The sequence below is a fragment of the Streptomyces sp. NPDC086080 genome (genome assembly GCF_044540255.1).
In the GTDB taxonomy this organism is placed as follows: domain Bacteria; phylum Actinomycetota; class Actinomycetes; order Streptomycetales; family Streptomycetaceae; genus Streptomyces.
Genome location: NZ_JBITRU010000019.1, coordinates 141,097 through 161,655, shown reverse-complemented (window position 1 = coordinate 161,655; position 20,559 = coordinate 141,097). Strand labels below are relative to the sequence as shown.

General features: G+C 72.1%; 16 protein-coding genes. 14 read left to right on the top strand and 2 right to left on the bottom strand.

The genetic code is table 11. The annotated features are described in order from the left end of the window. The 4 genes from ACIF9R_RS22970 to ACIF9R_RS22955 all read left to right on the top strand — a co-directional run. Positions 1–555: alpha-glucosidase C-terminal domain-containing protein (locus ACIF9R_RS22970; RefSeq protein ID WP_399983079.1), on the top strand; the 555-nt coding region annotated here is incomplete at its 5' end. Between the two features lie 28 nt (positions 556–583). Further along, entirely contained in the window at positions 584–1,942 is a 1,359-nt protein-coding gene (locus ACIF9R_RS22965; protein ID WP_399983077.1) for a maltokinase, read from the top strand. Between the two features lie 4 nt (positions 1,943–1,946). Then, positions 1,947–4,172, top strand: coding sequence for a 1,4-alpha-glucan branching protein GlgB (gene glgB, locus ACIF9R_RS22960; protein WP_399983075.1), 2,226 nt, complete (start codon positions 1,947–1,949; stop codon positions 4,170–4,172). A gap of 109 nt (positions 4,173–4,281) precedes the next feature. Continuing rightward, positions 4,282–5,370 (top strand): glutamate--cysteine ligase, encoded by a 1,089-nt coding sequence (locus ACIF9R_RS22955; RefSeq protein WP_399983073.1) that lies wholly within the window; start codon positions 4,282–4,284, stop codon positions 5,368–5,370. A gap of 26 nt (positions 5,371–5,396) precedes the next feature. On the opposite strand, the gene ACIF9R_RS22950 is transcribed toward ACIF9R_RS22955, so the two are convergent. Further along, a complete protein-coding gene (locus tag ACIF9R_RS22950) occupies positions 5,397–5,630 on the bottom strand; it encodes a DUF6480 family protein (RefSeq protein WP_399983070.1) in 234 nt (77 codons plus the stop codon). A 153-nt stretch (positions 5,631–5,783) separates the two neighbouring features. On the opposite strand from ACIF9R_RS22950, the gene ACIF9R_RS22945 reads away from it, so the two are divergent. Further along, on the top strand, positions 5,784–7,688 hold the full coding sequence (locus ACIF9R_RS22945) for an AMP-dependent synthetase/ligase (RefSeq protein ID WP_399983067.1): 1,905 nt from the start codon (positions 5,784–5,786) through the stop codon (positions 7,686–7,688). Positions 7,689–7,841: 153 nt separating this feature from the next. Then, on the top strand, positions 7,842–8,276 hold the full coding sequence (locus ACIF9R_RS22940; RefSeq protein WP_399983064.1) for an ATP-binding protein: 435 nt from the start codon (positions 7,842–7,844) through the stop codon (positions 8,274–8,276). An 18-nt stretch (positions 8,277–8,294) separates the two neighbouring features. Here the strand turns inward: ACIF9R_RS22940 and ACIF9R_RS22935 are convergent, their stop codons facing one another. Continuing rightward, a complete protein-coding gene (locus ACIF9R_RS22935; RefSeq protein ID WP_399983061.1) occupies positions 8,295–8,666 on the bottom strand; it encodes a PRC-barrel domain-containing protein in 372 nt (123 codons plus the stop codon). A 350-nt stretch (positions 8,667–9,016) separates the two neighbouring features. On the opposite strand from ACIF9R_RS22935, the gene ACIF9R_RS22930 reads away from it, so the two are divergent. The 8 genes from ACIF9R_RS22930 (at position 9,017) to ACIF9R_RS22895 (ending at position 20,558) form a co-directional block, all read left to right on the top strand. Beyond that, a complete protein-coding gene (locus tag ACIF9R_RS22930; RefSeq protein ID WP_399983058.1) occupies positions 9,017–13,012 on the top strand; it encodes a HAMP domain-containing protein in 3,996 nt (1,331 codons plus the stop codon). Between the two features lie 43 nt (positions 13,013–13,055). Beyond that, on the top strand, positions 13,056–15,464 hold the full coding sequence (locus tag ACIF9R_RS22925; protein WP_399983055.1) for a SpoIIE family protein phosphatase: 2,409 nt from the start codon (positions 13,056–13,058) through the stop codon (positions 15,462–15,464). Between the two features lie 102 nt (positions 15,465–15,566). Then, complete coding sequence (locus ACIF9R_RS22920) at positions 15,567–15,962, top strand: STAS domain-containing protein (protein ID WP_399983053.1); 396 nt, start codon at positions 15,567–15,569, stop codon at positions 15,960–15,962. 67 nt (positions 15,963–16,029) lie between these two features. After that, entirely contained in the window at positions 16,030–16,929 is a 900-nt protein-coding gene (locus ACIF9R_RS22915; protein ID WP_399983051.1) for an STAS domain-containing protein, read from the top strand. Beyond that, on the top strand, positions 16,926–17,342 hold the full coding sequence (locus tag ACIF9R_RS22910) for an STAS domain-containing protein (protein ID WP_399983049.1): 417 nt from the start codon (positions 16,926–16,928) through the stop codon (positions 17,340–17,342). The genes ACIF9R_RS22915 and ACIF9R_RS22910 overlap by 4 nt, the downstream gene beginning before the upstream one ends. A gap of 47 nt (positions 17,343–17,389) precedes the next feature. After that, positions 17,390–17,782 (top strand): anti-sigma regulatory factor, encoded by a 393-nt coding sequence (locus ACIF9R_RS22905; protein WP_399983093.1) that lies wholly within the window; start codon positions 17,390–17,392, stop codon positions 17,780–17,782. Further along, positions 17,782–18,849 (top strand): SpoIIE family protein phosphatase, encoded by a 1,068-nt coding sequence (locus tag ACIF9R_RS22900; protein ID WP_399983090.1) that lies wholly within the window; start codon positions 17,782–17,784, stop codon positions 18,847–18,849. Before ACIF9R_RS22905 ends, ACIF9R_RS22900 begins: the two co-directional genes overlap by 1 nt. Continuing rightward, positions 18,846–20,558 (top strand): PP2C family protein-serine/threonine phosphatase, encoded by a 1,713-nt coding sequence (locus ACIF9R_RS22895; RefSeq protein WP_399983046.1) that lies wholly within the window; start codon positions 18,846–18,848, stop codon positions 20,556–20,558. The genes ACIF9R_RS22900 and ACIF9R_RS22895 overlap by 4 nt, the downstream gene beginning before the upstream one ends. The last annotated feature ends 1 nt before the right edge of the window (position 20,559 follow it).

Sequence of the window (20,559 nt, the reverse complement as noted above, 5' to 3'; positions counted from 1 at the left end):
TCACCGATCATCTACTACGGCGACGAGATCGGCATGGGCGACAACATCTGGCTCGGCGACCGCGACGCGGTCCGCACCCCCATGCAGTGGACCCCGGACCGCAACGCCGGATTCTCCTCCTGCGACCCCGGCCGGCTCTTCCTCCCCACGATCATGGACCCGGTCTACGGCTACCAGGTCACCAGCGTCGAGGCCTCCATGGCCTCCCCCGCCTCCCTGCTGCACTGGACCCGCCGGATGATCGAGATCCGCAAACAGAACCCCGCCTTCGGCCTCGGCACCTACACCGAACTGCCCTCCTCCAACCCCGCCGTCCTCGCCTTCCTCCGCGAACACGACGACGACCTGGTGCTCTGCGTCAACAACTTCTCCCGCTTCGCACAACCCACCGAACTCGACCTGCGGGAGTTCAAGGGACGGCACCCGGTCGAGCTGTTCGGCGGGGTGCGCTTCCCCGCCATCGGCGAACTGCCGTACCTGCTGACCCTCGGGGGCCACGGCTTCTACTGGTTCCGGCTCACCCGAGTCGCATCCCGCATCGGCCGACGACTGTGAGCGTGGGCCGGCGTAAGGAGGCGTCACCATGACGAAGACCGCATTCCTGCGCCCGCGGAGCGCGCCCGCCGAGCCCATGGAGTCGCTCACCGGGCTGCTGCGCGACTGGCTGCCGCTGCAACGCTGGTTCGCCGGCAAGGACCGGCCCGTCACCGACCTCGATGTGCTGTCGATGACGGAGCTGTTCCCGGGCTGTCTGCACGTACTGGTGCACGCCGCTCACGGCGGAGTGCCCGCGCCCGGCGGGGCCACCCCGGCGGGTGACTGCTACCAGTTGCTCCTCGGTGTACGGGAGCGTCCTTCGCCTCGACTCGGCAAGGCGCTCATCGGCAGGGTGCCGGACGGCCGGCTGGCCGGGATGACCGTCTACGACGCCCTCCACGACCCGCGCGCGGCCCAGCTGCTCCTGGAGCGGTTGCGCAGCCCCGGCACCGCGGGCCCGCTGCGATTCGAGTGCGACGGTGCCCAGCAGGTGCCCACCGGCCTGGTGCCCCGGCTCATGACCGCCGAGCAGTCCAACTCCTCGCTGGTGTACGGCGACGAGTACATCCTGAAGGTGTTCCGACGCATCCAGCCCGGCGTCAATCCGGATCTGGAGGTGCCGGGGGCCCTGGCCCGCCAGGGCTGCCATCGGGTCCCCGCCCCGGTGGCCTGGCTGCGCACGACGCATCCCTTCCGGGCAACGCTCGGGGTGCTCCAGCCGTATCTGCGCAACGCCTCCGACGGCTGGACGCTGGCCCTCGACGCGCTCGCCTCCGGTGACGACTTCACCGCGCAGGCGCACGCGCTGGGCCGGGCCACGGCGGATGTCCATCTGGCGCTGTCCTCGGCGTTCCCCATCGGTGCCCCCGGGGAGAACGGGCGGACGGCGGCGGCGATGACCGAACGGCTGACCGCCGCCGCGCACGCCGTGCCCGCGCTCCAGCCGTTCGTGCCGGGGCTGCGGGCCGCGTTCGCCGCGCTGGCCACCTGCGACGCCGGCCCGCCCGCCCAGCGGATCCACGGAGATCTGCATCTGGGGCAGGTGCTGCGGGCCGGGCGCGAGTGGTTCGTCATCGACTTCGAGGGCGAGCCGTCGCGGCCGCTCTCCGAACGGCGCAGCGCCCACTCACCCGTGCGGGACATCGCCGGGATGCTGCGTTCCTTCGACTACGCCGCCCGTCAGCGCCGGCCCTGGCGTCCGGAGTGGGCGCGTCGCTGTCGCGAGGCCTACTGCGCGGGCTACGCCGCCCGCGCCGGCTGGGATCCGCGCAAGAAGCACGGCCTGCTCCGCGCCTATGAGACGGACCGGGCCGTGTACGAGGTGCTGTACGAGGCCCGGCACCGACCCGACTGGCTGCCCGTACCCATGGCGGCGATCGAGCGCCTCGCCGTGAGAGGAGACTGAAGCCGTGGCCCTGCATGACTCCCCGCTTCCCGAACCGGCCGGGCCCGTCCCGTCCGCCCCCGCGGCCCCGGGGGCCGCACCCGCCCTGGACCCGGCCGTCCGGGGGCGCCTGCTGGCGGGCGCCCACCACGATCCGCACGCCCTGCTCGGCGCCCATCCGGTGCCCGGCGGTGTCGCCTTCCGGGTGCTGCGCCCCTTCGCCCGCGAGGTGGGCGTGATCGTCGACGGCGGTCGCACCCCGCTCGTCTCGGAGGGCGACGGCCTGTTCTCCGTCGTCCTGCCGCTGGACCGGATCCCCACGTACACACTGACGGTGGCCTACGGCGACGACGAGGCCGTGGAGACGCACGACCCGTACCGGTTCCTGCCCGCGCTCGGTGAGTTCGACCTGCATCTGATCAGTGAGGGCCGGCACGAGGAGCTGTGGACGGCGCTCGGCGCGCACCCGATGACCCACCAGGGCGTCACCGGGACCCGCTTCACCGTGTGGGCGCCCAACGCGCAAGGGGTCCGGGTCGCCGCCGACTTCACCCACTGGGACGGTACGGCCTTCCCGATGCGCTCCCTCGGCTCGTCCGGGGTGTGGGAACTGTTCCTGCCGGGCGTCGGCGAAGGCACCTGCTACAAGTTCGAGATCCATTCGCGCCACGGGCACCGGTTCCTCAAGGCCGACCCGATGGCGCGCCGTACGGAGGCGCCGCCGAACACGGCGTCCGTGGTGACGGCCTCGCACTACGAGTGGGGCGACGCCGAGTGGTTCGCGACGCGGGGCAGGACGCCCGTGCACGAGGCACCGTTCTCGGTGTACGAGGTGCATCTGCCCTCCTGGCGCCCCGGACTGACGTACCGTGAACTCGCCGGGGAACTGCCCGCGTACGTCCGCGACATGGGTTTCACCCATGTGGAGCTGATGCCGGTCGCCGAGCACCCCTTCGGCCCGTCCTGGGGCTACCAGGTCACCGGGTTCTACGCGCCCACCGCCCGCCTCGGCACCCCGGACGACTTCAGGTACCTGGTCGACGCCCTGCACCGGGCCGGCATCGGCGTGATCATGGACTGGGTGCCGGCGCACTTCCCGAAGGACGACTGGGCGCTGGCCCGTTTCGACGGGGAGCCGTTGTACGAGCCCGGGGACTCCCGGCGCGCGGAACACCCCGACTGGGGGACGTACACCTTCGACTTCGCCCGCACCGAGGTGCGCAACTTCCTGGTCGCGAACGCCGTGTACTGGTGCCAGGAGTTCCACATCGACGGGCTGCGGGTGGACGCCGTCGCTTCGATGCTCTACCTGGACTACTCGCGCGCGGACGGCGGCTGGGAGCCGAACGCCCACGGCGGCCGGGAGGACCTGGCCGCGATGGCGTTCCTGCAGGAGATGAACGCCACCGTCTACCGGCGCTGCCCCGGCGTGGTGACCATCGCGGAGGAGTCCACGGCGTGGGGCGGCGTGACCCGGCCCACCGACACCGGCGGTCTCGGGTTCGGGCTGAAGTGGAACATGGGCTGGATGCACGACTCCCTGGAGTACGTCTCCCACGAGCCGGTGCACCGCAAGTACCACCACCACGAGATGACGTTCGCGATGGTGTACGCCTACAGCGAGAACTTCTGCCTGCCCATCTCGCACGACGAGGTGGTGCACGGCAAGCAGGCGCTGGTGTCGAAGATGCCGGGCGACTGGTGGCAGCGGCGCGCCACCGTGCGCGCCTACCTGGCCTTCATGTGGGCCCATCCGGGCAAGCAACTGCTGTTCATGGGGCAGGAGTTCGCGCAGGGAGCGGAGTGGTCCCAGGAGCAGGGACCGGAGTGGTGGCTGCTCGACGACGGGTACCACTCCGCCGGTGACCACCGCGGGGTGCAGGACCTGGTCCGCGATCTCAACGCCCGCTACCGGGCGACCCCGGCGCTGTGGCAGCGCGACACCGACCCGTCCGGTTTCCGGTGGGTGTCGGTCGACGCCGCCGACGACAACGTCTTCGCGTTCCTCCGGTACGACGCCCAGGGACGGCCGCTGCTCGCGGTGTCGAACTTCTCCCCCGTGGTCCGCCACGACTATCCGCTCACCGTCGGCGACGACGTGATCGCCTGGCAGGAGGTCCTCAACACCGACGCCGCGCGCTACGGCGGCGGGGACGTCACCGACCCGGCCCCCGTCAAGCCCGAGGACGGCCGTCTCCGGCTCACCCTGCCCCCGCTCGCGACGGTGTGGCTGGCTCCCGTCCCTCTGTGAGACCGGCGACGACGCCCAGGTGTCCCAGGCCCCCGGCGGGGCATTCGGGACCGTACGGCCGAGGGTGTCTCGGCGTCGTCGCGGCAGGTCGCAGAAGGGCGGACACGACGTGCGCACCGTGGGAGTGGAGGAGGAGCTCCTCCTGGTCGATCCGGAGACGGGCGAACCGCGGGCGATGTCCTCGGCGGTGCTCGCCCGGGCCGAGCGGGACGACGCGGAGCAGGACGTCTTCGAGAAGGAACTGCACGAGCAGATGCTGGAGTTCGCCACGCATCCGCAGTCGTCCATGGAGAGCCTGCACGCGGAGATCGTCCGGTGCCGCGGGGAGGCCGCCCGTCACGCGGGGGAGATCGGCTGCGCCGTCGCCGCGCTCGCCACGTCGCCGCTGCCGGTCAGCCCGTCCATCGGGGTCAACCGGCGCTACCGCTGGATGGAGGAGCAGTTCGGCATCGCCACCCGGGAGCAGCTCGTCATGGGCTGCCACGTCCATGTCTCCGTCGAATCCGACGCGGAGGGCACCGCGGTCGTCGACCGGCTGCGGCCCTGGCTGTCGGTGCTGGCGGCGCTGAGCGCGAACTCGCCGTTCTGGCAGGGTCGTGACACGGGATACAACAGCTACCGCAGCCGCGTCTGGCAGCGCTGGCCGTCGGCCGGCCCGACGGAGATCTTCGGCTCGGCCGATCGGTACCACCGGCGGGTGGCCGACATGGTGGCCACCGGCGTCATCCTCGACGAGGGCATGATCTACTTCGACGCCCGGCTGTCCCAGCGGTATCCGACGGTGGAGATCCGCGTCTGTGACGTCTGTCTGCACGCGGAGACCGCGGGGCTGATCGCCACCCTGGCCCGAGCGCTGGTGGAGACCGCGGCGCGCGACTGGAGGGCGGGGCGGGAGCCGCTCGATCCAGGCGTCAGCCTGCTCCGGCTGGCCGCCTGGCAGGCGGCCCGCGCGGGTCTGGCCGGCGAACTGCTCGACCCCCGGACCATGCGGCGCACGCCCGCCGAGGCGATCGTCCACGGTCTCCTCGATCACTGTGCTGAGGCCCTGGAGGCCGCCGGGGACCTGGAGAGCGCGCGCGAAGGGTGCGCCCGGCTGCTGCGCGACGGCAACGGCGCCCGGGTGCAGCGGGATCTGATGCGGCGCACGGACAGTCTGAGGGATGTCGTCACGGAGTGCGTACGGCAGACCCAGGCTTAGCGGGTGGCCGGCGGGTCGCGCCGGTGTCAGAGGATCAGGACCAGGGCGTAGACCAGGAAGAAGGCCGCGACCACGACCGCCAGGGCGAGGATCGCGGTCAGCGGGCCCCTGGCCCAGCCCTTGCCCGGATTCTCCGCCTGATGAGGGCCCGCCTCGGGCATGCTGCTCTCCGCGGGCGGGGTCTCGCCCGGGGGTACCCCGCCGCCCGGTTCGAGGCCGGTGCTGCGTTCCGGTTCGGGATCTGGGTTCACGTAGCTCATGCGGTCCGGGTCCCCCGAAAGCGGCGAGATCATCAGTGCGGACACACTTGTCGCGATCCCGGCGCGGGAACGGGCCGGCTCGACTACATTCAGGCACCGCCGATGACCGTCCTCACCGGCCGAGTCACACCCCGTACATGTCAGGAGCAGTGCATGAGCGATCTCGCTCTCGCTCCCCCGTCCGCCACGCCCCTGACCGGCGGTCTCGCCGACAGTCTCTTCGCGAGGGCGGACGAGAGCCCGAACCTGCCGGTGCTCGCCCGCCGCACCGCCCCGGACTCCTCCACCTGGGAGGAAATCACCGCCGCGGAGTTCCGGGACCGGGTCGTCGACCTGGCCAAGGGCCTGATCGCGTCCGGGATCTCACCGGGCGCGCGGGTGGCGATCATGGCGCGCACCCGCTGCGAGTGGACCCTTCTGTGCCACGCCCTGTGGACCGTGGGTGCCGAGGTCGTGCCGATCTACCCGACCTCCTCGCGCGATCAGGTGGAGTGGATCCTCAGGGACTCCGCCTGTGTCGCCGTCCTGGTGGAGGACGAGCAGAGCGTGATGACGGTAGGGTCGGTGTGCGCCTCACTGCCGCGTCTGAGGCACGTCTGGCAGCTGGACGCGGGCGGGCTGGAGCAGCTGGCGGCGCGCGGCGAGTTCATCCCGTCGGCCACGGTCGACTCCATGCGCCGGATCGTGCTGCCGGACTCCACGGCCGTGATCGCCTACACCTCCGGGACCTCCGGCCATGCCATGGGCTGTGCCCTGAGCCACCGCGGGATGGCGTTCATCTGCGACACCCTGCTGGAGGGCTGGGGACACACCGCGGCACCGCCCGGCGAGCAGGGCGCCGTTCTCGCCTTCCTTCCGTTCTCCCATGTCTACGGTCTGATGATCCAGAGCCTGTGCGTCCGCGGCGGCCTGCTGATGGGGCACGAGCCCGATCTCAGCGGGGAGTCGCTGTCCTCGGCCCTGCGCACCTTCCGGCCCACCTATCTCTACGCGGTTCCGTCACTGCTGGAGAAGGTCTACAAGAACTTTCTGCGCACCGCGCAGCAGCAGGGCCGCGGAGCCCTGTTCGAGCGGGCCGCGGAAACGGCCCGGGACTTCGCCACCGCGGTGGAGCGGCAGCGGCTGGGGCGGGGCTCGGGGCCGGGCCTCGACCTGAGACTGCAGCACGCCCTCTACGAGCGCGCCGTCTACCGCAGGCTGCGGGCCGCGCTCGGCGGCCGGGTGCGACGGGCCACCTCCGGCGGTTCGCCGCTCAACCGCGACCTCTCCCTCTTCTACGAGGGCATCGGCATCTACGTCCACGACGGCTACGGGCTGACCGAGACCAGCGGCGGGGTGACGATGCAGCCGTTCGGCCGGGAGAAGTCGGGCACCGTCGGGCAGGCGCTGCCGGGCATCGGGATCCGGGTGGCCGACGACGGGGAGATCCTGGTGCGCGGCCCGTCGGTGTTCCAGGGGTACGTGGGCGACGAGGCCGCCACCCGGGCGGCGCTGCGCGGCGGCTGGCTGGCCACCGGGGACCTCGGGCGGCTGGACACCGAGGGCTACCTCACGATCACCGGCCGCAAGAAGGACATCATCATCACGAGCAGCGGCAAGAGCGTGGCCCCGGCGGCGCTGGAGCAGCGGCTGCGGATGAATCCGCTGGTCCATCAGGCCGTGGTCGTGGGCGACAACCGGCCGTGTGTGGGCGCCCTGGTCACCCTGGACCCGGACTTCGTGGCCCACTGGCGCGGCACCCTGTCCCTGCCGGGCGACGCGCCGACCCGGGAGGCCCGGGAGGAGAACGCGCTGCGGGAGGAGATCGCGCGGGCGGTCGCCGCGGCCAACAGCAGCGTGTCCCGCTCGGAGTCGATCCGGGTGTTCCGGGTGCTGCCCGAGCCGTTCGACGTGTCCAACGGTCTGCTGACGCCGTCGATGAAGCTGCGCCGGGACGAGATCGTGCAGCGCTACGCGACGGAGATCGACGCGATGTACCAGTCGCGGACCCGGCCGGGGCGCGCCGGGGCGGCCGAGGAGGTTCCCGGCTGGGAGGACTCGGACAACGTGTTCCGTTGAGCGCCCCGGGGCCCGGTGGGCCGGTGGCGGGTTTGTACACGATCCTGCACGGGCATGCGGGCGCGTAGGCTCCGCCCTCACGGGAACCCACAGACGGGAGGATGCAGACAGACGCGGACGACCGCCCCGCTGTGCCGGGGCCTGGAAGGCGAGATGGCACCCGAGCCGTATGGGGACAGGACACTGGCCGGCGAGGAGATCGCGAGCCGCACCGCCAGCTTCCCGGGGAAGCTGCGCGACGTGACGGACGCACGCCTGGTCGCGGAGGAGTTCCTCTTCGATCTGGCCCGTGTGTCGGCGCCGTCGGCTCCGGAACACTGGGACGACATTCTCCTGGTGGTCACGGAACTGGCCGCCAACGCGGTGCAGTACGCACCGGGCCCCTTCCAGCTGCGGCTGCGCAGGACGTTCGACGGGGTGCATGTGGTGATGCACGACACCAGCACCACCGAGCCGGCTCCCCGGCCCTTCCATCCGGGCAGCGGCGGCGGCGGAATCGGCTGGCATCTGGTCCATACGCTGTGCGATCAGGTCAGTGTCGTCGCCGACGACCGCGGCAAGGACATCCACGTCTTCCTGCCGTGGTGAGCCGACGGGCCCCGGAGCTCAGCCGACGGGCCGCTCGCGGGGCGGCAGCCGGTGGTAGTAGTCGCCGACCGCGGTGAGGTACGCCACGTCCATGGTCTCGCTGTCGGTACGGAACCGGGGCGCCGCCTTCACCTCGGCCCGGGTGCAGGACACCGTCAGCCTCCGCTCCCCCGCGTCCACGGCGGCGATCGTGCCGACCGGCACCAGAAGACTGCGGCCGAACACCCACACTCCGGTGTCGACGACGAGATGCCGCATCCCGTGATGGTCGGCCTGCCGGTCGACATGGCCGATGGTGCCGTCGCTCGCGAGGACGGTGTAACCCGTCAGGTCCTGCTCCGCGAGGTGAAGCAGGTCCGGCGCGTAGGACCAGATGCCGTCGATGGTCACTGCTCGTTGCCTCCCCGGTGAACGTGCACTCCGCGAAGTGAGCGGGTCCGGCGTCCCCGCCCGCCCTCCTCCACTGCAGCAAATACCCGGCGGACGCCCGTACATTCGAAGGGCGCCGACCGGAAATCCTGCGCCGGTGGTCCGGCGCCACGCGCTCGGCGAAACCTGGTCCAGTACCCGCCAGAATGCAGGACATGCCTCCGCGCCGCGACTTTTCCGGACCGGTTTCCGGGGCCCTTCGGCGCTTTGTTCCGCGCCCTCGTCGTGGGTTAGCCTTCGGCGTATTTTCTCATCGCGCACATCCGTGAACTGCGGAAACGCGCACTGACTCTGCCGGAACGAGGGTGCGCATGACCAGCAAGAGCACCGAGGGGACCGACGCCGCTCCGGGGGACGAGGAGCTGAAGCGGCTCCTGGCGGGACTGACGGCCGTGCGGGACGGGGACTTCGGCACCCGGCTGCCGGACGACGCCGACGGCCTCATGGGGGACATCGCCAAGGTCTTCAACGGCATGGTGGACCAGTTGTCGGTGTTCACCTCCGAGGTGACGCGCGTAGCCCGCGAGGTCGGCACCGAAGGGGCGCTGGGCGGGCAGGCACAGGTGCCGGGGGTCTCGGGCACCTGGGCGGACCTGACGGACTCGGTGAACGCGATGGCGGGCAACCTCACCGCGCAGGTCCGCAATGTGGCCCAGGTGACGACGGCCGTCGCCAAGGGCGACCTCTCGCAGAAGATCACCGTCGACGCGCGCGGCGAGATCCTGGAACTCAAGAACACCATCAACACGATGGTCGACCAGCTCTCCGCCTTCGCCGACGAGGTCACCCGCGTCGCCCGCGAGGTCGGCACCGAGGGCCGGCTCGGCGGCCAGGCCGATGTGCAGGGCGTCAAGGGCACGTGGCGCGACCTGACCCACTCGGTGAACTTCATGGCGGGCAATCTCACCGGTCAGGTGCGCAACATCGCGCTGGTGGCGACCGCCGTCGCCAAGGGCGACCTCTCGCAGAAGATCACCGTCGACGCGCGCGGCGAGATCCTGGAACTCAAGAACACCATCAACACGATGGTCGACCAGCTCTCCGCCTTCGCCGACGAGGTCACCCGCGTCGCCCGCGAGGTCGGCACCGAGGGCCGGCTCGGCGGCCAGGCCCAGGTACGGGGTGTGTCCGGCACCTGGAAGGACCTCACCGACAACGTCAACGTGATGGCCTCCAATCTGACCGGTCAGGTCCGCTCCATCGCCCAGGTCGCGTCCGCCGTGGGCCGGGGCGACCTGTCGCAGCGGATCAGGGTGGAGGCCGCCGGTGAGGTCGCGGCGCTGGCCGACGTCATCAACACGATGGTCGACACGCTGTCGGCCTTCGCCGACGAGGTCACCCGCGTCGCCCGCGAGGTCGGCACCGAGGGCCGGCTCGGCGGCCAGGCGCACGTGCCCCATGTCGCGGGCACCTGGCGGGATCTCACCGACAACGTCAACTCCATGGCCAACAACCTCACCGGCCAGGTGCGCAACATCGCGCTGGTGACGACCGCCGTCGCCAGGGGCGATCTGTCGAAGAAGATCGACGTCGACGCGCGCGGCGAGATCCTCGAGCTGAAGACGACCATCAACACGATGGTCGACCAGCTCTCCGCCTTCGCCCAGGAGGTGACCCGCGTCGCCCGCGAGGTCGGCACCGAGGGCCGGCTCGGCGGCCAGGCCGAGGTCGAGGGGGTCTCCGGCACCTGGAAGCGGCTCACCGAGAACGTGAACGAGCTGGCCGGCAACCTCACCCGGCAGGTGCGGGCGATCGCGCAGGTCACGAGCGCCGTCGCCGAGGGTGATCTGACGCGCTCGATCGCCGTCGAGGCGTCCGGCGAGGTCGCCGAGCTCAAGGACAACATCAACGCGATGGTGGAGTCCCTGCGCGAGACCACCCGGGCCAACCAGGAACAGGACTGGCTCAAGACCAACCTCGCCCGGGTCTCCGGCCTGATGCAGGGACACCGCGACCTGCCCGTGGTCGCCGAGCTGATCATGGACGAGCTGGTGCCGCTGGTGTCGGCCCAGTTCGGTGCGTTCTATCTGGTGGAGGACGGAGCCGACGGGCCCGAGCTGCGGCTCGTCGGCTCCTACGGCTACCCCGACGACAACGGCCGGCCCACCCGTATCGCCTTCGGCCGCACCCTGGTCGGTCAGGCCGCCCGCAGCCGCCGCCCCATCACGGTCGACGAGCTGCCGCCGGACTACATGACCATCTCCTCCGGGCTCGGCCAGGTGGTGCCGACCGCGCTGGTGCTGCTGCCCATCGTGGTCGAGGGCCAGGTGCTGGGCGTCATGGAGCTGGCCTCGGTGACCCCGTTCACCCAGATCCACCGTGATTTCCTGGTCCAGCTGATGGAGACCATCGGCGTCAACGTCAACACCATCGTGGCCAACGCCCGAACCGACGAGCTGCTGACCGAGTCGCAGCGGCTCACCGCCGAACTGCAGGAACGCTCGGCGGAGTTGCAGTCCCAGCAGGAGGAACTCCAGCACTCCAACGCGGAACTGGAGGAGAAGGCCGCGCTGCTGGCCGCGCAGAACCGGGACATCGAGGCGAAGAACCTGCAGATCGAGCATGCCCGGCAGGAGCTGGAGGCACGCGCCCAGCAGTTGTCGCTGGCCTCGAAGTACAAGTCGGAGTTCCTGGCGAACATGAGCCATGAGCTGCGCACCCCCCTGAACAGCCTGCTGATCCTGGCCCAGTTGCTCGCCCAGAACCCCTCGCGCAATCTCAGCCCGAAGCAGGTCGAGTACGCGCAGATCATCCACTCGGCGGGCTCGGACCTGCTGCAGCTGATCAATGACATCCTCGATCTGTCCAAGGTCGAGGCCGGGAAGATGGACGTCAGCCCCGAGCGGGTGGAGCTGCGCCGGCTCGTCGAGTACGTCGAGGCCACGTTCCGGCCCATGACGACGCAGAAGAGCCTGGACTTCACGGTGACGACGGCCGCGGGCGCGCCGGCGGACCTGCTCACCGACGACTCCCGGCTGCGGCAGGTGCTGCGCAATCTGCTGTCCAACGCGGTGAAGTTCACCGAGCGCGGCGGGGTGGAGCTGCGGATCGAGCCCGCGCCGGACGACGAGGTGCCCGCCGGGGTGCTGCGGGGCGGGCCGGTGGTGGCCTTCCGGGTGCGGGACAGCGGTGTCGGCATCCCGGAGCAGCATCTGGAGTCGATCTTCGGCGCCTTCCAGCAGGCGGACGGCACGACGAGCCGCAAGTACGGCGGCACGGGACTCGGTCTGTCCATCACCCGGGAGATCGCGCATCTGCTCGGCGGCGCGGTCACGGTGGACAGCGTCGCGGGGCAGGGCAGTACGTTCACCCTGTTCCTGCCCGTCGCCCGGCCGGACTTCGAGGATCTGCTGCGGTCCACCCGGATCGCGGACCACGGTCCGGCCCAGGAGCCGGCGGACCCGTCGTCCCGGCACGTGCCCGCGATCGAGACGGGTACCGGATCCGGGCAGCGCCCGCGGCGGCTGCTGGTCGTCGAGGAGCGCCCCCGGGGCCTGCTGACCCTGGTCGCGGAGAGCGTGGTCCAGGACGTCACGCGGGGCGAAGGCACCTCCCGGCCGTCGGTCGACATCATCACGGCCGTCGGCGCCCAGGAGGCGGCCGGTGCGCTGGCCGCCGATCCGTGCCACTGCGTAGTGCTGGAGCTCGGCATGGAGACGGAGGCCGCCCGGTTCCTGGAGGCGCTGCGGGGCGACTCCGCCCTGGCGAGCGTGCCGGTGCTGGTGCACAGCGGGCACCGGGCCGACGCGGCGACGGAGGAGACCCTGCGCTCCCGTGCCGAGGGCACGGCGCTGGAGTTCCTGTCCAGCCTGGACGAGCTGCGCGAGCGCATCGCCCTGCACCTGTCAGCCGAGGAGCCCGGCGACGTGCTGTCACTGGTGCGCGGTGACGAGGCGCACCGGACGACCCCGCAGACGGTCGTGGACGGGTCGTTCTCCGGCCGGACGATCCTCGTCGTCGACGACGACGCGCGCAATCTCTTCGCGCTCAGCGGGATCCTGGAGCTGCACGGCTTCCGTGTCCTGCACGCGGAGAACGGTCGCACCGGCATCGAGAGACTCGTGAGCAACCCCGACGTGGCACTCGTGCTGATGGATGTGATGATGCCCGAGCTGGACGGCTACGCCGCCACGGCGGAGATCCGCGCGATGCCGCAGTACGCCGAGCTGCCCATCATCGCCGTCACCGCGAAGGCGATGCCCGGGGACCGTGAGAAGAGTCTGGCCTCGGGGGCCAGCGACTATGTCACCAAACCGGTCGACACCGAGGCCCTGATCGCCTGTGTCCGCCGCTGGCTGCCCGCATGATCCCCGCCGCAGGTCCCCGCAGCCGCCGAGGAGCGTGCGCACCGTGAGCATCAGGGAACATCCGGACGAACAGCACGAGCCCCGGCTCGGCCACGCCCCGGCGGGGCCCGCCGGGGTGTCCGCCGACTCGCCCGTGGGCAGGCTCGCCGCCACCGTGGACCGGCTCAGCCGTGAGGTGCGGGCCGCGCAGGCGGAGGCCGAGGGCCGGGCACTGATCGAACTCGCCAAGGGCATCCTCGTCGAACGCCTGGGGTGCGGTCCCGCGCAGGCCGACCGCCAGCTCTCCGAGCTGACCGAGCAGGCCGGAACCAACCGGCTGGAGTTCGCGGTCGAGGTCATCAACCAGGCCGCCCGGGACCGAATGTCCGAGGTGACGGACGCGTTCCTGGCCGCCACCCGGGCCGCCGAGGAGGCGGATTCCGAGCGCGCGGCCGTACGGCTGCGCGCGGCCGAGAGCGGGGCGCTGGCGGCGGACGACACCCAGGCCGTGGCCGCGTCCCTGCTCGAACAGGCGCTGCGCCCGCTGGGCGCGGTGGCCGTGGCGATCTGGGCGGCCGGCGCCGACGGGTCGCTCACCCTGGCGGGAAGCGCCGGGTTCTCCCCGGCCGAGGCGGAGCGCTGGCACTACGTACCGCCGGACGTGGCGACGGTCGCCCGGTGCGCCCTGGCGGAGCGCGACGGCCTGTGGATGGCGTCGACGGCCGACCGCGGCCTGCCCAGCGTCGGCCGGCACCACCATCCGGACGGGGGCAGGGCCGCCGTGCCCGCCGGCACCGGAGGGCGGGTGTACGGGGTGCTGGAGATCCTCTGGCCCACTCCGCTGCCCGAGCAGCCGCCGCAGATCGTGCGTCAGGTGGAGGCGCTGGCCGAGCTGTGCGCGCACACCCTGGAGACGTACACGCCACCGAGCGGCCCGGCCCGGCAGCCGCGGGTGCCGGGCGACGCGGCGGAGCTGATGGATCTGGCCGACGGGCTGTACGACCCGGCCCTCGTCCTGGTGCCGCACCTGGACGCCTCCGGGAACCTGGTCGACTTCCGCATCCAGCACGTCAACGGCCGCTTCCTGGACCCGGCCGGCCGGCCCCGTGCCATGGTCAGCGGCGTGCTGCTGCTGGAGGCGTATCCGATGGCCGCCGGGGAGAGCGAGCTGTTCCAGCGGATCGAGCGGGTGTACGCCACGGGTGAGCCGTTCCGGGCCCGGCGCATGAATCTCACCGCGCTGGTCGACCAGGTGCCGCTTGCGGCGGTCGCGGACATCAGCGTCAGCCGGCACGGCGACGCGATCCTGTTCATCTGGCGCATCGAGGACGAGACGGCACGGCTGGCGAGCCTGCTCCAGCACGCCCAGCGGCTGGGCCGGATCGGCGGTTTCGAGGAGAACCTGCTGACCGGGGAGATCACCTGGAACGATCAACTGTTCGACCTGTACGGGCGCTCACCGTCGACCCTTCCGGTGCCGCTGGAGGAGCTGCCCACGCACGCCCATCCGGACGACGCCGTCGCCATCGGCCGGTTCCTGCGCACCCTGCTGCACCAGCGGCGGCCGGCCTCGGTGGCATTCCGGCTGCAACGGCCCGACGGGGTGACCCGGCACATCCGGGTGGTCGCCGAACCGGTGCTGGACACCGACGGCCGGCTGCTGACCACCCGCGGCGCCTACCAGGACATCTCCTCCCAGCACTGGACGGAGGTGGCGCTGGCCGCCACCCGGGACCAGCTCGCGCACACCGAACAGCACGCCAGCGAGCGGGACCGGCTGGCGCTGCAGCTGCAGCGCGCCATCATGCCGCCCACGCAGGACCCGTTGCAGGTACCCGATCTGGACGTGGCCGTGCGCTACCGGCCGGCCGAGACCGAGCAGCTGGTGGGCGGCGACTGGTACGACGCCGTGGTGCTGCCGTCCCGGCTGGTGCTGCTGTGCGTGGGTGATGTGGCCGGCCACGGCATCGAGGCGGCGACGAGCATGGTCGTCCTGCGCAACGCGCTGCGCGGCCTCGCCGTCACCGGGGCGGGCCCCGGACAGCTGCTGGCGTGGCTGAACATCGTGACGCACCATCTGACGGGCGGCGTCACCGCCACCGCCGTCTGCGGCCTGTACGACCCGGCCTCGCGCACGCTGCGGTGGGCTCGGGCGGGTCATCTGCCGCCGGTGCTGGTGCGGGGTTCCGAGGCCGCGCCGCTGCCGCTGACCGGCGGGCTGCTGCTCGGTGCCGTGCCGGAGGCGTCGTACGAGGAGGCGGAGGTGCAGCTGGCCGCCGAGGACAATCTGCTGATGTACACGGACGGTCTGATCGAGCGCCGGGACTGTTCGGTGGAGGAATCCCTGTCGCACCTGCTGACCACCGCCGCCGCGTTTCCGGCCACGCTCGACCAGCGGCTCGACCGTCTGCTCACCTACAGCAGGTCGGACACGGACGACGACACCTGCATCGTGGGGATCCGCGTGGGATGAGCGACGTCGCCCGGACGGCGGGCGCGCGGAGGCATGAGGGGGCGATTCGGGGGTACGCGCGGCTGCGCGACGAAGAGCTTGATCACCTTGTTGGAGGTACTCGTGCACATTGCCCAGGACCCGTTGTCCGTTGAGGTGACCCTTCCACGTGAGGACGTGGCCCTTCTCACGGTGGAGGGGTACTTGGACGTCGACACGGCGACCGAGTTCCAGCACCACCTGGCCAACCAGCTCCATCACGGCCGCCGGCACTTTCTGCTCGATCTGTCGGCGGTCCCCTTCATGGACTCGTCCGGGATGAACATCATTCTGCGCGTGTACCAGGAGGCGAGGGAGCTGCCGGGGAGCGTGCACATCATCTCCCCCACCCCCGCCGTGCGCCGCATCCTGGACCTGACGGGGGTGAGCATCACCGTTCCGGTCTCGTCGAGCGTCGAGGAGGCGCTGGAGCGGGTGGACCGGCAGCCGGACACGCCCCCGGCCGAACCGGAATCCTGAGGACACCCCGCACCCTCCGGTGCCCCAGGCGGGCTCGGCGCGAGACGACGACGAGGAGAGGAATCAGGTGCCGCAGCACGAAACGGGCGGGACACCCGGAACACCGGCGCAGGAGGTCAGGGACTTCCTGTGGCGGCGCGGCGAGCAGATCGCCCAGCGGTGGGCGGACGAGCCCCTGTTCCGTACGGTGTTCACGGTCTCGCGCGAGGAAGCGGTGGAGGCCGGCAAGGCGGTGGTCGAGGCGCTCGCCCGGGTCGCCGACGCGCAGCGGGTCGAGGACCCGGACGCCGCGGGCTTCACCGGCGTGCGCGAGCAGCTGGCGCGGATGGGGGCGACGCGGTCCCGCGCGGGGTTGTCCGCCACCCAGGTGTCGGCCGAGCTGGCCGCGCTGCTGCCGCCGGTGGAGAACCTCCTGGTCTCCGATCTGGAGCAGGAGGAGCCCGAGCGGCTGCGGGAGTGCTCCACCGCGCTCAGCGTTCTGATGGGCACGCTGCGTCTGGTGGCCATGCAGACCGCACTGAGCGAGATACAGGCTCTCACCGACCGGCAGCGGCTCCAGCTGCTGGAGGTCGCGACTCCGGTGATCAAGCTCTGGGACGGCATCGTCGCGGTCCCGCTGATCGGGACGCTGGACAGCGCCCGCAGCCAGGTGGTGATGGAGACGCTGCTGGACGCGGTGGTCGAGCAGCACGCCCGGTTCGCGATCCTCGACATCACCGGTGTACCCACGGTCGACTCGCTGGTGGCCCAGCATCTGATGAAGACGGTCGCCGCGGCCCGGCTGATGGGCGCGGAGTGCGTGGTGTCGGGTATCCGTCCGGCGATCGCGCAGACCATCGTGCACCTGGGCCTGGACCTCGGCACGGTGAAGACCCGGGCGACCCTCGCCGACGCACTCGGTCACTGCCTGCACGAGCTGGGGGCGAACATCGTGCACGCGGCACCCGACGGTGCGGGCCGACGGTGAGCGAAGGGTTCTCCCGCCCGGTCGCGGGACATGTGCCGGTGCTCAGGCTCGGGGACGTGCTGCTGGTCACCCTGCAGGGAGACCTGCACGACAGCATGGCGGACCAGCTCCAGCAGGACCTTTCCGAGACCATCGTCCGCAGCGGGGTCACGGGGGTGGTCATCGACATCTCCGGTGTGGAGATGGTCGACTCCTTCCTTGGCAGGGTACTGGCCGAGATCGCGGCCCAGACCGAGCTGCTGGCCGCGCGGACCGTGGTGGCCGGCATGCGGCCCGCGGTCGCCATCACCCTGGTGGAACTGGGACTGACCCTGCCGGGGCTGCGGACCGCGCTCACCACCGAGGCGGCGATGGAACTGCTCGCGCAGCCCGTCGCGCCGCCGCGGGCCGGCGTCCGCGAGGAGCGCCCGTGACGCACACCGGCGCGGATGTGGAGGCCCGCCTGCCGATCCGGTCGGACATGGATCTGGTGTGGGTGCGTCAGCATGTGCGGCAGGCTGCCGCCAAGCTCGGCTTCTCACTGGTGGACCAGACGAAGCTGGTGACCGCCGCCAGCGAGCTGGCGCGCAACACCCTGGTGCACGGCGGGGGCGGCCGGATGGAGGTGTCGCACGTCACCGCGGGCGGGACCGACGGGCTGCGGCTCGCCTTCAGCGACTCGGGACCGGGCATCCCCGATCTCGACCGGGCGCTCAGCGACGGCTACACCTCCGGCGGCGGGCTGGGAATGGGACTGGGCGGCGCCCGGCGTCTGGTGCACGACTTCGCGGTGGAGACCGTCCCCGGGTCCGGGACCACGGTACGGGTGACCTCGTGGGTGTCCCGGCCGCCGCGGCCGCGCGAGGGCGTCTGATGCCGCGCGTGTGGGACGTACCGGTGCAGGACCCGACCCGGGTGCGTGACGTACGGGTCGCGGCGGAGGAGGCCGCGGCCCTGGCGGGGCTGGACGAGCAGCGCACCGCCGCCGTCTCCCTGGTGGCCACCGAGCTGGCCACCAATCTGCTGAAGTACGCGCAGGCGGGCAGGGTGCTGATCGATGCCGTGGACCCGCCGCTGGCACGGGAGGGCCGACCGGGCCGGGCCGTGCAGATCGTCGCGGTCGACCACGGGCCGGGCATCGCCGATCCCGCCGGTGCGCAGCGGGACGGGTTCTCCTCGGGCGGTTCGCTCGGAGCGGGCCTCGGCACGTGCCGCCGTCTCGCCGACGACTTCGGCCTGCACAGCGTGCCCGGCCGGGGAACCGTGGCGATGGCCCGCGTCGGCCCCGCCGCCGGCCGTCCGGACCGCGGCGGGGAGTCTTCCGGCGACCTCGGGGTGCGTGCCGGCGGCGTGAACGTCCCGTTCGCCGGCGCGGACTTCTCGGGGGACGCCTGGGCCTGGGTCAGGTCCGGCGACCGTACGACGCTGATGCTCGCCGACGGGCTGGGGCACGGGAGCGAGGCGGCCCGTGCGTCGACCGCCGCTGTCGAGGAGCTGCGCCGCTGGGCCCGGCTGCCGCCCGCCGAGGCGCTGCGCAAACTCCACACGGCCCTGGCCGGTACGCGGGGTGCGGCCGTCGCCGTGGCCCAGCTGGACACCTGGACGGGCCGGCTGCGCTTCGCGGGGATCGGCAATGTGTCGGCCCGGTTGCGGGAGGGCGACCGCTGGCGGTCCCTGCTGTCCCGTCCCGGCATCGTGGGGGTGCACCGGCCGCACACGGTGCGTGAGGACGAGTTCCCCTGGACGGCCGGGAGCCTGCTGATCCTGCACACGGACGGTCTGCCCGGCCGCTGGACGCCGCCCCCGGACACCGGACGGCCGCCGGCCGACCCGGCCGTGACGGCCGCCGTGACCGTCCGGGACGCCGGCAGTTCCGCGCGCCCGGTGCGCGACGACACCGCCGTGGCCGTACTGGCCCCCGTCCCCTCGGAGCGCCCATGACGCGCACCTGGCGGATCTGCGATGTCACGGACGCCGGGCGGGCCCGTGCCGCCGTGGCCCGGCTGGCCACGGCCTACGGGGTGACCACCGTGGAACGCGCCCGGCTCACCGCGGCGCTCGGCGGCCACCTACGGCAGTGCCTCACCCGGGGCGGCACCTGGGTGCTCACCCTGGAGGAACCGTCCCCCGCCGGAACGGCGGACCTGCGCGCCGTGGTGACCCCGGCCCCCGGAGCCGGCACGGCCGGCGGCGCCCCGTGGACGGTGACCGTCCGCTGCCCCGAGCCGGGCCGGGTCGTCGGCGAGGACAGCGTGACGGAGGATCCGGACGGTCTGTCCGGGGCGCTCCTGGGCGCCGACGAGGACACGGCCACGGTGCTGGAGCGGCTCGCCGAGCAGGAGGCGCTGGTCGCCTTCCACCGGGAGGAGCTGCACCAGACCAATCAGGGTGTCGTGGCGCTGCACGCCGAGCTGGACGCGGCGGGCCGGGCACAGCAGGAGGCGTTCGCCGCCGAGCGCAGGGCCCGCGAGGAGGCGGAGAACGCGCGGCGCCGGCTGACCTTTCTGGCGGACGCGAGCGCCGCGCTGAACGCCTCGCTGGACCTCGACGAGATCGTGCGCCGGCTGCCGGAGCTGCTCGTGCCGCGGTACGCCGGCGGAGCCGACGTATGGGTGTTCGACCACGAGGACGGCCGGCACCGGCCGACCACCCATTCGGGTGCGGCGGTCCTCGCGGCCCGCACCGGGCGCCCGCAGTACGCCGCCGGGCATCCCGGGGGCCTGCCCGGCGTGGACGACCGGCCGCCGTCGGCCCTGGATCCCGAGCGGCCCCTGCTGTGCGTCCCGCTGACGGCGCGCCGTACGCCCCTGGGTGTGCTGACCCTGTCACCGCCCGGTGAGCGCTGGGACCCGGACGACGCCGTGATGCTGATCGAACTGGCCCGGCGGGCCGGGATCGCCCTGGACAACGCCCGCCGGTTCGAGCACAACCGGGACATCGCCGAGACGCTGCAGCGCGCGCTGCTGACGGAGCTGCCGGCCACGCCGGGACTGAGTCTGGCGGCGCGCTATCTGCCGGCCACGCACGGACTGAACATCGGCGGCGACTGGTACGACGCGTTCCGGCAACGGGACGGCAGTCTGATCACCGTCGTCGGCGATGTCACCGGGCACGGTCTGCACGCGGCGGTGATGATGAGCCAACTGCGCACCGCGCTGCGTGCCTACGCCGTCGACGGCGGAGGGCCCGGCCGGCTGCTGACCCGGCTGCACGGCTATCTGCGCCATCTCCAGCCGGATCTGTTCGCCACCGCGGTCATCGCGCGTTTCCATCCGGACGAGCAGACGCTGACGTGGGCCGCGGCGGGTCACCCGCCGCCGATGCTGCGGCTGCCCGACGGGCGGGTGCGGGTGCTGGACGCCAAGCCGGGCGCGATGCTCGGCATTCCGCTGCACCAGGACATCACCGATCACACCGAGCGGCTGGCGCCCGGTTCGACGCTCGCGCTCTACACGGACGGGCTGGTCGAGCGGCGGGCCCAGGGCATCGACCCGGGCATCGAACGGCTCGCCGCGGCCCTCGGGGCGTACGGGTCCGCCGCGCTCGACGCGCACCTGGAGAAGTCGGCGGACCGGATACTCGATCCGCTGCTGAGCGACTCCGAACGCGACGACGACGTGTGTCTGCTGCTGTGCCATCTGCACGGCTGAC

Excerpts from the sequence above, each read along its gene's own strand:
- ACIF9R_RS22940 (WP_399983064.1), top strand. The coding sequence starts at position 7,842 with ATGGCACCCGAGCCGTATGGGGACAGGACACTGGCCGGCGAGGAGATC.
- ACIF9R_RS22930 (WP_399983058.1), top strand. The coding sequence starts at position 9,017 with ATGACCAGCAAGAGCACCGAGGGGACCGACGCCGCTCCGGGGGACGAG.
- ACIF9R_RS22895 (WP_399983046.1), top strand. The coding sequence starts at position 18,846 with ATGACGCGCACCTGGCGGATCTGCGATGTCACGGACGCCGGGCGGGCC.
- ACIF9R_RS22945 (WP_399983067.1), top strand. The coding sequence starts at position 5,784 with ATGAGCGATCTCGCTCTCGCTCCCCCGTCCGCCACGCCCCTGACCGGC.
- ACIF9R_RS22950 (WP_399983070.1), bottom strand. The coding sequence starts at position 5,630 with ATGAGCTACGTGAACCCAGATCCCGAACCGGAACGCAGCACCGGCCTC.
- ACIF9R_RS22905 (WP_399983093.1), top strand. The coding sequence starts at position 17,390 with ATGGATCTGGTGTGGGTGCGTCAGCATGTGCGGCAGGCTGCCGCCAAG.
- ACIF9R_RS22965 (WP_399983077.1), top strand. The coding sequence starts at position 584 with ATGACGAAGACCGCATTCCTGCGCCCGCGGAGCGCGCCCGCCGAGCCC.
- ACIF9R_RS22900 (WP_399983090.1), top strand. The coding sequence starts at position 17,782 with ATGCCGCGCGTGTGGGACGTACCGGTGCAGGACCCGACCCGGGTGCGT.